At 58.1% G+C, this 12,192-nt stretch carries 12 protein-coding genes; 3 read left to right on the forward strand and 9 right to left on the reverse strand.

Annotated elements, in window-relative coordinates; translation table 11 throughout:
- Positions 1 to 29 precede the first annotated feature (29 nt).
- The 4 genes from MWU38_RS11000 to MWU38_RS11015 all read right to left on the reverse strand — a co-directional run bounded on the left by MWU38_RS11000 (position 30) and on the right by MWU38_RS11015 (position 2,044).
- Positions 30 to 338 carry a VirB3 family type IV secretion system protein gene (locus tag MWU38_RS11000; RefSeq protein WP_223071739.1) on the reverse strand — a complete coding sequence of 103 codons (309 nt, stop codon included), beginning with the start codon at positions 336 to 338 and terminating at the stop codon, positions 30 to 32.
- Between the two features lie 7 nt (positions 339 to 345).
- Positions 346 to 660 carry a TrbC/VirB2 family protein gene (locus MWU38_RS11005; RefSeq protein WP_247271852.1) on the reverse strand — a complete coding sequence of 105 codons (315 nt, stop codon included), beginning with the start codon at positions 658 to 660 and terminating at the stop codon, positions 346 to 348.
- 55 nt (positions 661 to 715) lie between these two features.
- The gene (locus MWU38_RS11010; RefSeq protein WP_247271853.1) at positions 716 to 1,393 is read right to left on the reverse strand and encodes a lytic transglycosylase domain-containing protein; all 678 of its coding nucleotides are present in this window, start codon (positions 1,391 to 1,393) and stop codon (positions 716 to 718) included.
- Between the two features lie 213 nt (positions 1,394 to 1,606).
- Positions 1,607 to 2,044, reverse strand: a complete 438-nt coding sequence (locus MWU38_RS11015; RefSeq protein ID WP_247271854.1) for a tetratricopeptide repeat protein — start codon at positions 2,042 to 2,044, stop codon at positions 1,607 to 1,609.
- Positions 2,045 to 2,361: 317 nt separating this feature from the next.
- On the opposite strand from MWU38_RS11015, the gene MWU38_RS11020 reads away from it, so the two are divergent.
- Positions 2,362 to 3,924 carry a hypothetical protein gene (locus MWU38_RS11020; protein WP_247271855.1) on the forward strand — a complete coding sequence of 521 codons (1,563 nt, stop codon included), beginning with the start codon at positions 2,362 to 2,364 and terminating at the stop codon, positions 3,922 to 3,924.
- A 125-nt stretch (positions 3,925 to 4,049) separates the two neighbouring features.
- Positions 4,050 to 6,749: a TonB-dependent receptor gene (locus tag MWU38_RS11025; RefSeq protein ID WP_247271856.1), complete on the forward strand. Its 2,700-nt coding sequence runs from the start codon at positions 4,050 to 4,052 to the stop codon at positions 6,747 to 6,749.
- A 148-nt stretch (positions 6,750 to 6,897) separates the two neighbouring features.
- On the opposite strand, the gene MWU38_RS11030 is transcribed toward MWU38_RS11025, so the two are convergent.
- The 3 genes from MWU38_RS11030 to MWU38_RS11040 all read right to left on the reverse strand — a co-directional run bounded on the left by MWU38_RS11030 (position 6,898) and on the right by MWU38_RS11040 (position 9,650).
- Positions 6,898 to 7,581, reverse strand: a complete 684-nt coding sequence (locus tag MWU38_RS11030; protein ID WP_247271857.1) for a response regulator transcription factor — start codon at positions 7,579 to 7,581, stop codon at positions 6,898 to 6,900.
- 87 nt (positions 7,582 to 7,668) lie between these two features.
- Complete coding sequence (locus MWU38_RS11035; protein WP_247271858.1) at positions 7,669 to 8,697, reverse strand: aldo/keto reductase; 1,029 nt, start codon at positions 8,695 to 8,697, stop codon at positions 7,669 to 7,671.
- Positions 8,698 to 8,909: 212 nt separating this feature from the next.
- Entirely contained in the window at positions 8,910 to 9,650 is a 741-nt protein-coding gene (locus MWU38_RS11040; protein ID WP_247271859.1) for an SDR family oxidoreductase, read from the reverse strand.
- 67 nt (positions 9,651 to 9,717) lie between these two features.
- Here MWU38_RS11040 and MWU38_RS11045 point away from each other — a divergent pair, with 67 nt between their 5' ends.
- Complete coding sequence (locus MWU38_RS11045; RefSeq protein ID WP_281494650.1) at positions 9,718 to 10,029, forward strand: GIY-YIG nuclease family protein; 312 nt, start codon at positions 9,718 to 9,720, stop codon at positions 10,027 to 10,029.
- Positions 10,030 to 10,091: 62 nt separating this feature from the next.
- On the opposite strand, the gene MWU38_RS11050 is transcribed toward MWU38_RS11045, so the two are convergent.
- Together MWU38_RS11050 and MWU38_RS11055 are read right to left on the reverse strand one after the other, a co-directional pair.
- Positions 10,092 to 11,234: an acyl-CoA dehydrogenase family protein gene (locus MWU38_RS11050; RefSeq protein ID WP_247271861.1), complete on the reverse strand. Its 1,143-nt coding sequence runs from the start codon at positions 11,232 to 11,234 to the stop codon at positions 10,092 to 10,094.
- Positions 11,235 to 11,331: 97 nt separating this feature from the next.
- Entirely contained in the window at positions 11,332 to 12,162 is an 831-nt protein-coding gene (locus tag MWU38_RS11055) for a ferredoxin--NADP reductase (protein ID WP_281494651.1), read from the reverse strand.
- Positions 12,163 to 12,192 lie beyond the last annotated feature (30 nt).

Genomic DNA, 12,192 nt, shown 5'->3' on the forward strand with positions numbered 1-12,192 from the left:
CCTCAGTTCAATTCAACAGCTTCAAGTCATCAGGGCGTGTAGGAATTGCAGTTCCAGCGCCGGAAGTTCGGAATGCGCGGGCATTTTGACACCTTCGTGATCCAGAGGTCAAAAATGCGCGGTTCCCTCAAAGATGCGAAATAGCCGATCACGTGCATCGTAATCGGCACCAGCAGAAACACCAGAACCATCCAGAAACTGGTCATAAGATCGGCCAGAATGAGAAAGGCAATGGTGGTCACCATCATATTGATGATGAAGAAATTCATCGTCACGCCTGCAAACATCTGCGGGCGGGTCAGTGTGCGGTGCACGGGATGGCGGACAAGATCGCTCATGCCCGCCCTAGACCCCTGCCCCGCCAGCAATCGTCGCCACCAGACGCGGCGCGCCGAAGATGATGAAAACGCCGATGATAACCGTGGCGCCATAACGCCAGTTCATGCGGCCTGTGAGCATCATAAAGCCAACGCCCGCCACAGCCATCACAGCGAGCGCGGTCGCAATGGGGCCAAGCAAAATGCTCTGCATCCAAAGCAGCGCGCTCGTGATCGGATCGCCGCCCTGATTGGTCGCCTGCTGAGCAAACGCCGCGCTTGGCGTTATAATCAGCGCGAGAAATGCGGCCATCTGAGCCTTGAGACGAAAAAGCGATTTCATTGTGTTACGTAAGTCCCTCATAGAATTTCGGCGGTGCGTTTAGCAAAAGCGCATATCAGCGATGTCCGGCCGACAGATGCTGCACCTTTGGGCGCGAATGATTGGCAAGACGCCCCAGGATACTGGTCACGTAGTTCTGCGTCTCGCGGATGTTGGGAATGCCGCCAGCGCGCTCGACCCGGCCAGGGCCCGCGTTGTAGGCGGCAAGTGCCTTTTCCAGATCACCGTCGAACCGGTCGAGCTGTTCACGCAAATACCGCGCCCCGCCCTCAAGATTCTGCATGGGATCATCGGGATCAACGCCCAGATACCTCGCGGTGCCCGGCATAAGTTGAGCAAGGCCGCGCGCACCAGCGGGCGATACGGCCCGCTCACGCCATCGGCTTTCCTGCCACACCAGCGCCTCGAGCAAGGAAGGGCTGAGCCCGTAGCGTTGTGCGAGATCATTGATCTTCGCTGAGTATCGGGCGGGAATTCCTGCGACGTGGTCCTGCGGATTGGCGACGATATCTTCAGAAATTACAAGGCCGCTCACATCCTCGAGCGTGACCGGCTCGAGCGGGACCGGCGCGAGCGCCTTATCGTGTGGTTGAAGCGGCCCACCTGCAATCCATTGCGCGCCTTGCGGAGTGACCTCAAGCACGTCGGCATAGGCAGGGGTCGCAAGCCAGAGGCTTGCAACCAATGCCGTGACGCCAGCACGAATATGTCGTCTCTCGCCTGCGAGAATCATTACGCGGCCCTTTCCAAGACAAGCCCAATGTCTAGCGTAAATGACAAGCGCGTGACAGCCCGAGCTTTGCATCGCGTTGTCTGGCAGCCTGCGCACAAACAAAAAGCGCCAGAATGACAACGATTGAGCGAGGCTCCACGCTGCCATTCTGGCGCTTTTTAACAAGGGGCCGCGCCTGTTTTGGCGGTCGGCCGTATGACCCGAAGCCTGTGGTTAGTCGCGAAGCGTCAATTGGCCTGGCTGCGTCATAGCGGGACGAAAATCGCCGCGTTCAAGCATGGAAATTGCTTGACGGGCAAGCCGGCGCGAGTCGGTGGTGCGCCCGTCTGCGGTATCAAGCTCGAGGACTTCGCGCGATGCGAGGGCCGTTTCAAAATGGCCGCGCGCTTTCGCTTCATTGCCAGAATGCGCCAAAGCAATGCCAAGGTTGATGTGCAATGCAGGATCGTCTGGATACGCTTTAAGCTCGGCTTCGAGTTTCCGAATGGCTTTCAACGCCTGACCTTCCGCAAGGCTTGCAGATGCAAGCCCCTCATCGCTTGGCTGAGTGGCTTGCGCATAGGAAGGCGCCGCCAAGCCAAGGCCGAGCCCCGCAACTGCGACAAGTCCGGATTTCGTAATTTTCGACATTGTGATCTTGGACAGCGTCATGTCCGTCTCCTCTCATCTTCTAAAATCATGATGGGAGATAATTTTCGGTAGTGCAACAAAACTGTAATATTGTCATAAAAATGTCCGATAGACGCAAATTATCGTATTTCTTCAGCGCCTTACCGATTCTCATTTATTACAATGATTTTTCTTTCGCCTGAAATTCGGCGTCAAATCCCGTCACCAGATTGTCATATTACAAAACTGTCGCACAAACGTCTTGAGCGAAGAAATTTTGTCATATGCGGCTTCTAGCTGGTCCCTACGCGATCGAATTCGCGACCTATCGATTCTCGATTTTCAGGGGACCACTCGCTGTGAAGAACATCCAACGTACTCTCATCCTCGGGGCAAGCATCGTTGCGCTTGCTGGCTGCGGCGCGGACGAAATCGTCTCGCCTGGCACCAACCAGCCGGTCAATGTGACCATCAACAATCCGGCTCCAACGCCAGCGCCATCGCCAACGCCAACCGGAACGCTTGTGACGCCAGCGGCAGGTTGCCCAACCATCAATTCAACTGGTGGTCTTACCGACAGCGGCACGATCAGCGGCCCGACCGGTGAATACCGCGTGTGCACCCTGCCAACGACGTTCGATGCAGACGACAACCTGCCTTTCATCAACGGTCTGCTTTACCAGATTCAGAACACTGTGACCGTCGGCAGCGATCAAGGCTTCTCCAGCACCGGAACGGATGTGACCCTTTCGGTCGAAGCAGGCGCGATCTTCTTTGCACAGGCTGCTTCTGCCCTGATCGTGAACCGCGGCAACGAACTCGACGCCAGCGGCACCGCAACCATGCCAATCGTGTTCACCAGCCGTGACAACATCCTTGGCCTTAACAACGACAACAGCCAGGCCCAGTGGGGCGGCATCGTCATGCTTGGCCGCGCTCCGGTTTCCGATTGCCAGGACAACGTGTTCAACACCGCGACCACTCCAAACGCAAACCCGGCTTGCCAACAACGCCTCGAAGGCTCTGCACAGACTTTCTTCTTTGGCGGTGGCGACGACGCAGACAGTTCTGGCACGCTTGAATACGTTCAAATGCGCTACTGCGGCTTTGAACTGACCCAAGGCAACGAGCTTCAGTGTTTGACCACCGGCGGCACCGGCTCTGGCACCACCTTCAACCACATCATGAGCTTCAACAGCTCGGACGACGGCGTTGAATTCTTCGGCGGCTCGGTCAACATGAGCCAGCTTGCCGTGATCGGCGCATCGGACGATTCGATCGACGCTGACTCGGGTGTTCAAGCCAACATCGAAACCGCTGTTGTGGTTCAGCGCGGTAGCACTGGCGACAGCATCATCGAATTCGATTCGCCGGACGATCTTGCCGACGGCACACCGGGCAATGCGATCCCGCAAAGCACATTGAACGTGAACAACTTCACCTTCGTCCAGCGTTCTTCTGCATCGGGCCAGGCGGTTCGTGCACGTGGCGGCCCTGCTCTTGGTCTGACCAATGGTGTGATCGACGTAAACACTGCGGACAGCGTCTGCATCCGTATCGACGAGCAGATCACGCTTGCTGCGATCATCGGTTTCGATTCGGTCATCTGTGACGGTGCCAACCGTCCGGTTCGCGGTTCGTCGGGCGTCAGCGATGCCGAAGTCCAAACGCAAGTCGACGCAGGCACCAACAACAATCTTCTGGCGACTCTCTCGCTCACCAACAATCTGGCGAACGGCGCCACGGAGAACGGTGTGACCACCTTCGATGCAACCGCTCGTTCTTCTTTCTTCAACAGCTCGACTTTCATCGGCGCAGTTGAAAGCGACCTTTCGTCCGACTTTGGCGACTGGACCTGTAACTCCAGCATCCAGAATTTCGGCAGCGCGACCGGCGATTGCACCTCGATCCCGGTTTACTAAGCCGCGCCTCAAATCAATCGAGGGGGGCGCAGCGTCTGACGCAGCGCCCCCTTCATATTATCTGCTGAGCCCGCTTGCGGCTCGGTCCCAATTTCAGGCCTAGAATTTCAAGGGGGTCTCTCATTATGTCGACCGGCACGCGCCTCGCAGGGCTGCTGCTTCTCACTTCGTCGCTCACCGTTCCGTCGGTCCTCCACGCACAAGAAGCTGCCCAAGGCAGCGCTGACGCGGATCCGATGGCACAAGATGCTGGTGCAGCTGAGCAGCAAGAAGAAGAATTTGATGACGTCGATATCTCGGTGCCAGGCGGCGGGATTATCGTCACCGGCAGGCGCAACCGCGATCCGGTGCGCTCGTCCAGCCAGGTGCTCAATGTCCTAACCGAAGAAGACATCGCGCGGACCGGCGAAAGCGATATTGCCGGCGCTCTTACACGCGTGACCGGCTTGTCGGTGGTCGGCGATGGCCGTGTGTTCGTCCGCGGTCTTGGTGATCGCTATTCGCTGGCGCTTTTGAACGGCCTTCCGCTGCCAAGCCCGGAACCGCTGAGCCGGGTTGTGCCGCTCGACATTTTCCCGACCAATGTGGTTGCCTCGTCGCTTGTGCAGAAGACCTATTCGGCCAACTATCCGGGTGAATTTGGCGGCGGTGTGATCAACCTCACCACCAAGGCCGTGCCTACCGAAGACTTTCTCACCGTAAGCGTGGGCGCAAGCGGCGACACAGAGACGACCTTTCAAAACGGCCTCACCTATTTCGGGTCCGAGTGGGACTCCTTCGGCTTCGATAACGGCAACCGCGCGGTTCCTTCGAATCTTCGGGCCTTCTTCGACAGCGGCGAGCGCATCGGCACCGTTCCGCTTGAGGTGAGCGAAACCATCGCGACCCAGTTGTTCCCGACCAACCTTGTGACACTGCAACGTGTTGACGAGCAGCGCCCCAACTTCTCCGGCTCGCTGACTGGCGGTATTTCCAGTGCGCTTGGCGATGACACCTATCTCGGCATCATTGCCACCGTTGGCCTCAAGAACAATCTGCGCAACCGTTCGGTCCTTTCTCAAAGCGGCAGCGGCGATCTGACACAGGTGTTTCAGGAACAGCGCACCTTCATCACCGATGAAAACGTGCTGTTCAACGCGCTCTTGAGCTTCGGCCTCGACTTTGGCGAGAACACCATCCGCTGGACCAATCTCTATATCCGTGACACGCTCAAAACCGCGCGTTTGTCGGAAGGCTTCGATGTCTTCCCCGGCGTCACGGGCTTCGATTTCCTGAACCAGCAAACCGCATGGTTCGAGCGCCAGTTGATTGACACACAGCTTGTCGGCGAGTTCGAAATCGGGCGCTTCGATGTCGATATTCGCGGCGGTTATGCCCGAACCGACCGCGAGGCGCCCTACAACGCGCGTTTCAGCTACACCCGCACCAATCTGCCTGGCGACCCGTTCGGTGATCAGTTCGTTGCCTACTTCAACCAGCTGTCCGACGCTGGCATTTCGACCGTAGCATTCGACGATCTGAAAGAAGAACTGTGGTTCGGCGGGCTCGACGTATCGTATGAGCTGACCGACACGCTTTCCGCTACAGTCGGCTATGCCTTTTCGGACACCACTCGCCGCTCGGAAAGCCGCGAATTCCGTCCGTTTGTCTCTGGTGACATCCTCGATGACAGCGTCGTTCCAGCCTTCGGCCTTCGTCAGCCGGGCGACCTCATCACCAGCGCAACCGCTGGCCTGTTCGACATCACCCTGACCGAAGCCACGCCTTTCCCGGTGTTCGACGCAGGGCTCGAGATCAATGCAGGCTATGGCCTCCTTCGCTGGGCAGCGACCGATACGCTCTCTGTTGAGGCGGGCGTTCGCTATGAAGATGCAAGTCAGACCGTTGCCCTGGACCAGACAGTGTTCAACGACCCGATCGCTGGAGCGACCCCGACGAACCTGTTCAATGACTACTTCCTGCCAAGCGGCACGATCACATGGGAGGCGACGCCTGATCTGCAATTGCGCTTCTCGGCTTCGAAAACCATCGCCCGTCCGCAGTTCCGCGAGCTGGTCGAACAGGTTTATTTCGATCCTGAGAGCAACCGCGAATTTGTCGGTAACCCGCTCCTCAATGACAGTGAGCTTTTGAACTTAGAAGCGCGCGGCGAATACTACTTTGGCGGGCCCAACAAGATCAGCCTCGCCGGCTTCTTCAAGGAAATCGACAACCCGATCGAGAACACTCTCCAATCGGCATCGGGCGTTGTGCGGACCGGCTTTGCCAACGCACCAAGCGCGCAGCTTTACGGTCTCGAATTCGACGTCGTTCACGGCATCGACCTCTACGATATGGGCGGCTCGTTCTGGGAAACCAAGCAACTGCTTTTGCAAGCCAACTACACCTACACCCAGTCCGAGATCAAAGTCGGCGACACTGACATTGCTCCGATCATCGGTGCGCCAGAACAGCTTGCAAGCCTGCTGTTCGACGATGGCGCGCCGCTTGTGGGACAGTCGGACCATATCGCCAACTTCTCGATCGGGATCGAGGACACCGAGAAAACGCAGCAAGCCTCCATCCTCGTCAACTATGCGACAGAGCGCGTGACGCTTCGTGGCGGCCCGCTGCCTGATGTGGTTGAAGATCCGGGCCTTACGGTGGATTTCGTTGCACGCACCGAGCTTGGTCTTCTGGGGCAGGACCTTGAGTTGTCTCTCCAGGTTCGCAATATCTTCAGCCGTGACAATTTTGAATTCCAGGAAAGCGACACCGGCCGCATCGAAATCAACACCTTCGATGTGGGCACCAGCTTCTCTGTGGGGCTCAAAGCCGAATTCTGATCAGCAACCCTCTCCCGCTGATTTCTGGCCGCTTCTTTCACACGAAAGGAGCGGCCTTTTTTCTGGGGGAGAGCCTCAGCGAAGTATCAAGAATGGCACGCGTAGGAAAACGCGACGTCGGAGTCAGTGTCGGCGTCAGCCGGGCGCTTTAAAGGTCGAGAACGTATCCGACCGAACGCACAGTGCGCAGCGGGTTGCCGCCACCGGCGGCCTTGATAGCGCGGCGCAGGCGGCCAACCCACACATCGACGGTGCGCTCATCCAATGGCGGCTCCGTCTTGCCGAGCCCGGCGATAATCGTCTCGCGGCTCATCACCCGGCCTGAATTCTCCGCAAAGTAGCGAAGCAGGCGAAATTCATTGGGCCGCGCTTCGATCACTGTGCCGTTCCAGCGCGCCTGTAATGCCGCCATGTCGATCAGCAAAGCGCCCTTCTCCATGCCGGCCACGGTGTTTACCGGGCTTCGCCGGGATTGCAGGGCCAACACCCGGTCGAGCACTGTCGTGCGGTCGAGTGGCCCGACGACATAATCATCGGCCCCTGCGTTCAATGCTCGCCGACGGTGTTCCTCATTGGCATCTTCATCACCCTGTTCCAGAACCATTGTCACATGGGCCTCTGCGGTGCGCGGATCGGCTCGCAGGCGGCGGCACATTTCGAGACCGGCAAGGTCGTCCATCACCCAATCGACAAAGGCCCAGACCGGCCCATCGACAAGACGCTGCGGACCATCGGAACCGAGCTCATCGAACACGAAACGCTGATCACCATGAACAAAATCCTCAAGGCCCTCTTCGAGCGGAGAGGTGAGGAAAATATTGGTCACTTGCATTGTGCCCGATGCCCCAGTTGCAAAAGCTTGTCAGGGCCGAGGATTGGCTGAGTTCTGTGACGCGTTTATGACGCGCTAACAAAGAGTTTAGCCGCCTTTTTCCTTCACGCTCACCTGGTCCATCGGGGGCAATGGCATGGCAAGGCCGGTGGGCATTTTCGGCCTGTATGGCGCTTCGAGTTTGGCGATTTCCTCGTCCGACAATTCAACCTCGAGCGCAGCCACGGCATCGTCGATATGATGCGGCTTTGACGCTCCGATTATCGGCGCGGCCACGCCCTTGGTAAAATGCCATGCGAGGCCAAGGCTCGCCATCTTCTCACCGCGCGCCTCTGCCATGCTGGCAAGCGCATTGATGGTCGCAGCATCCGCTTCGTCATCATCGCTATAAAGCGATTTGCCCACGCCATCGGTTTCGCTGCGCACCGTGGTTTCGCCAAGGGGCCGCGCAAGCCGTCCACGCGCAAGCGGGCTCCACGGGATCAGCCCCACGCCCTGATCTTGGCACAGAGGCAACATCTCGCGCTCCTCCTCGCGGTAGAGGAGATTGAGCTGGTTTTGCATGGAGATGAACCGCGTCCACCCGTTGGCGCGGGCCACTTCCTGCGCCTTGGCAAACTGCCAAGCGTACATCGAGGACGCGCCAATGTAGCGCGCCTTGCCCGCCTTCACGATATCGTGCAGCGCCTCCATCGTCTCCTCAATCGGCGTCGCATCGTCCCAGCGGTGGATCTGGAAGAGGTCGACATAGTCCATGCCGAGCCGTGTGAGGCTATCGTCGATGGCCTGAAACAAGCTTTTGCGCGAGAGGCCCCCGGTATTGGGTGCGCGCCGCCAAGGGATAAACGCCTTGGTCGCGACCACAATTTCATCACGGTGGGCCATCTCTTTTAGGAGCTTGCCGGTAATTTCCTCAGAGGTCCCGCCAGCATAGCCATTCGCGGTGTCGAAGAAGTTGATCCCTGCCTCCAGCGCTTGGCGAAAAAAGGGGCGGCTCTCGTCCTCGTTCAGCAGCCAATCGCCATGCCATCCGGCGGTTTTATCGCCATAGGTCATGCAGCCAAGGCAAAGGCGCGAGATGTTGAGACCTGAATTTCCAAGCCGGGTGAATTTCATGGCAACGCTCCTTCAAAGGCGTGATTTGTGTAGGACATTTGAGACACTTGAGACACTGTCCAGAGGCGGGAAATCTTCCGGGCAAGATTCAGCTCTAGAACTCTGATATTACGTGCCTTTTCCGATTTCCCGAGTGCAATTCTTCCGCGTCCCTCCAACCTGAAATGTTGGAATAGGTTAGCACCTGTTCCGGCGCGTAGGAAAGCTGCACCTTATTGCAGCGTCAGCCCGCCATCGACCACCAGAGTGTGTCCCGTGATATAGGCCGACAGCGGCGAGGCGAGAAACAGCGCAGCCCCCGCCATGTCTTCGGGCGTGCCAAGCCGTCTCAGCGGTATCCTTTGAAGCGCACCTTCGAGGCGTTCGGGGTTCTGAGTGGTTACCGTTGTGATCTTGGTCGCGACCAACCCCGGCGCGATGCCGTTTACGCGGATGCCATCCCTCGCCCATGCCGCGCCCAGCGTCTTCACAAGGCTGACCGCGCCCGCTTTGGAAGCAGAATAGGCAGGGTTGCCGATATTGGCCTTGAAACCTGCCACGGACGAAACGACCGTCATCGTGCCGCCCGCTTCGGCAAGCTTGCCGTGAAACGCGCGCGCCACGTCCATCACCGAATTGAGATTGACGTCGATCACATCGTCCCAGCCTTCGCGCGCAAACTCGCCGCGAGAATATCGCACAATGCCCTGGCTCTGGATGAGCACATCCACTGGCCCCAGCGTTTCGACCAGAGCGCCCACCGCGTCACGGTCGCTAACATTGAGCTGAGCATAGGAAAGCCCGGTAAAGTCGCTGTCCTCGGCCTCAAGATAGTCACCCTCATCAGGCCGCGTGCCGGTAACGAGCACTTCGGCCCCAGCCTTGCGAAAGCTGTGCGCGATGCCGTTGCCGATACCGCTTGATCCGCCGATTACGACGACGCTCTTGCCGGTAAAATCGAGTGGGTTGGTCATATCATTTCCCTATCTCTGACGTCGCCCCGTGCTTGACGCGGGGCTTGGCTCTCTTTTGGTTGATAGAATGGCAAAGGGCGGATGGGTATACATCATGGCGAACCGCTTCAAAGGCGGGATGTATGTTGGCGTCACCGCCGATCTGCTCGCTCGAGTACACCAGCATCGCGAAGGCAACGGCTCCATCCATGTGCGCGATTTCGGCAAGACACGCCTCGTCTTTGCTGAGCGCCATGACACGATTGAGAGCGCTATTGCTCGCGAGAAACTCGTCAAGAAATGGCGGCGCAACTGGAAGTTTGCGCTTATCGAAAAGGCGAACCCGGAGTGGGATGACTTGTGGGACGTTTGGTTTGGCGGTGAGCAAGCAGAAAAGTAGCCTAGCCCCGTGTCAAGCACGGGGCGACGAGGTGAATGACCGCTGGCCAATGCCCTTCGCCCTCAAATCTCGCGGCTGACCACTTCCTTCATAATCTCGCTCGTGCCGCCGTAAATGCGTTGCACCCGTGCGTCGCGCCAGAGACGCGCAATCGGATATTCGTTCATATAGCCAGCCCCGCCATGCAGTTGGAGACAGGCGTCGACCATCTCCCATTGCATTTCCGAGTGCCAGAGTTTGGCGGCCGAGGCTTCGCCCGTGGTGAGCTCGCCTTTAAGGTGCCGCGCGATCGCCCAGTCGAGGTGCGCCCAGCCGACTTGCAGTTTTGCTGCCAATTCCGCGAGGGTGAATTTGGAGTTCTGGAACTCGAACACCGTCTTGCCGAAAGCCTTGCGCTCCTTGGTGAATTTGACCGCTTCGTCAAACGCACGCTGCGCCCCGCCCATCGCGGAAACGGCAATCGAAAGGCGTTCTTGCGGAAGTTCTTCCATCAGGTGGATGAAGCCGCGGTTTTCGCCGCCGAGGATGTTGGTTTTGGGCACGCGCACGTCTTCGAAGAACAGCTCGGAGGTGTCGGCGGAATGTTGCCCGATCTTGTCCAGATTGCGCCCGCGCGCAAAGCCGGGGGTGTCGGCATCGACGAGGATTAGCGAAGTGCCCTTCGCGCCCGCGTTCGGATCAGTCTTGGCCACAACGATCACCACATCGGCATTCTGGCCGTTGGTGATGTAGGTTTTCGAGCCGTTGATCACGAGGTGATTGCCGTCCTCCTTGGCGGTGGTCTTGATCCCCTGAAGGTCGGAGCCTGCACCCGGCTCGGTCATCGCAATCGCGGTGATGATATCGCCCGAAATCATTCCCGGGAGATATTTCTCCTTCTGCTCAGGCGAGCCGAGGCGTTCGAAATAATTGACTGTAATGTCGTTTTGCAGGGTAAAACCTGCGGACGAGCCCAAATAGGCAAGCTCTTCGGCGAGCACGCAGTTGAAGCCGAAATCGAGGCCAAGCCCGCCGTTCTCTTCTGCAACCGTGGGGCACAGCATCCCTGCATCACCCAACGCCTTCCACGCAGAGCGAGGTACAATGCCCTCTTCCTCATGTTGGTCGAGGTAAGGCTCCATATGCTCGGAAAAGACCTTGCGCACCGTCTCGCGAAATGCGGCATGGTCTTCGTTATAGGCAGTGCGATTTGCTGTTTGCAGCATGAAGGGCTCTCTCTCGATTTTGGTTTTCTCTCGAAACCCAATGAAGCGGTGCTTTACGCGCGCGTCAAGCGAGAAAGATGCAACCCCTGCCTATGGTTCAGCCAACAAAGGCGCGTTCGATCACGAACTGGCCGGGCTTGTTGTTCGCGCCCTCTTCAAAGCCGCGTGCTTCAAGGTCGGCGGCGTGATCCTTGATCATCGCCATCGAGCCGCACAGCATGACGCGATCGTTTTCCGGATCGAACTTTTGCGGGCCCTTGGAGTCCTTGAATAGGCGGCCATCGTCGATCAGCACCTGGATGCGGTCAGTGGTGTGAAAGTCTTCGCGCGTCACTGTGGGGACGTAGATCATACGCTCACGCTGATCATCTTCGAGCAGCGGATCGCCTTCGAGCTTGCTTTCGAGCAGATCGCGGTAAGCCAGGTCTTTCACACGGCGCACCGAATGAACGACGATCACTTCGTCATACATCTCATACACTGCCGGATCGCGAACAAGGCTCATGAACGGAGCGAGCCCCGTGCCGGTTGAAAGCATAAACAGTCGTTTACCCGGCAGCAGAGCGTCGGTCACAAGCGTTCCGGTCGGCTTCTTGCCGAGGTAGATCGGATCGCCTTCCTTGATGTGCTGAAGCCTCGAGGTGAGCGGTCCGTCCTGCACGATGATCGAGAGGAATTCCAATTCCTCATCATAGGACGGCGAGGCCACAGAATAGGCGCGCAGCAGCGGCTTGCCGTCTTCTTTGGGAAGGCCGATCATCACAAATTCGCCGGAACGGAAGCGGAAGCTTGCCGGGCGCGTCATCTTCAGGGTGAAGAGGTCATCGTTCCATTGATGAACATGGGTGATCGTCTCAACTGAAACGGCGCCGCTTTCATTGAAAGCGTCACGCGGGGGGATCGGTGATGTGACAGCTGTATCGGTCAATTTCGGCCTCAAAATATGTGCGGTTCACGC

The sequence above is a fragment of the Qipengyuania sp. S6317L1 genome (genome assembly GCF_023015615.1).
Lineage (GTDB): Bacteria > Pseudomonadota > Alphaproteobacteria > Sphingomonadales > Sphingomonadaceae > Erythrobacter.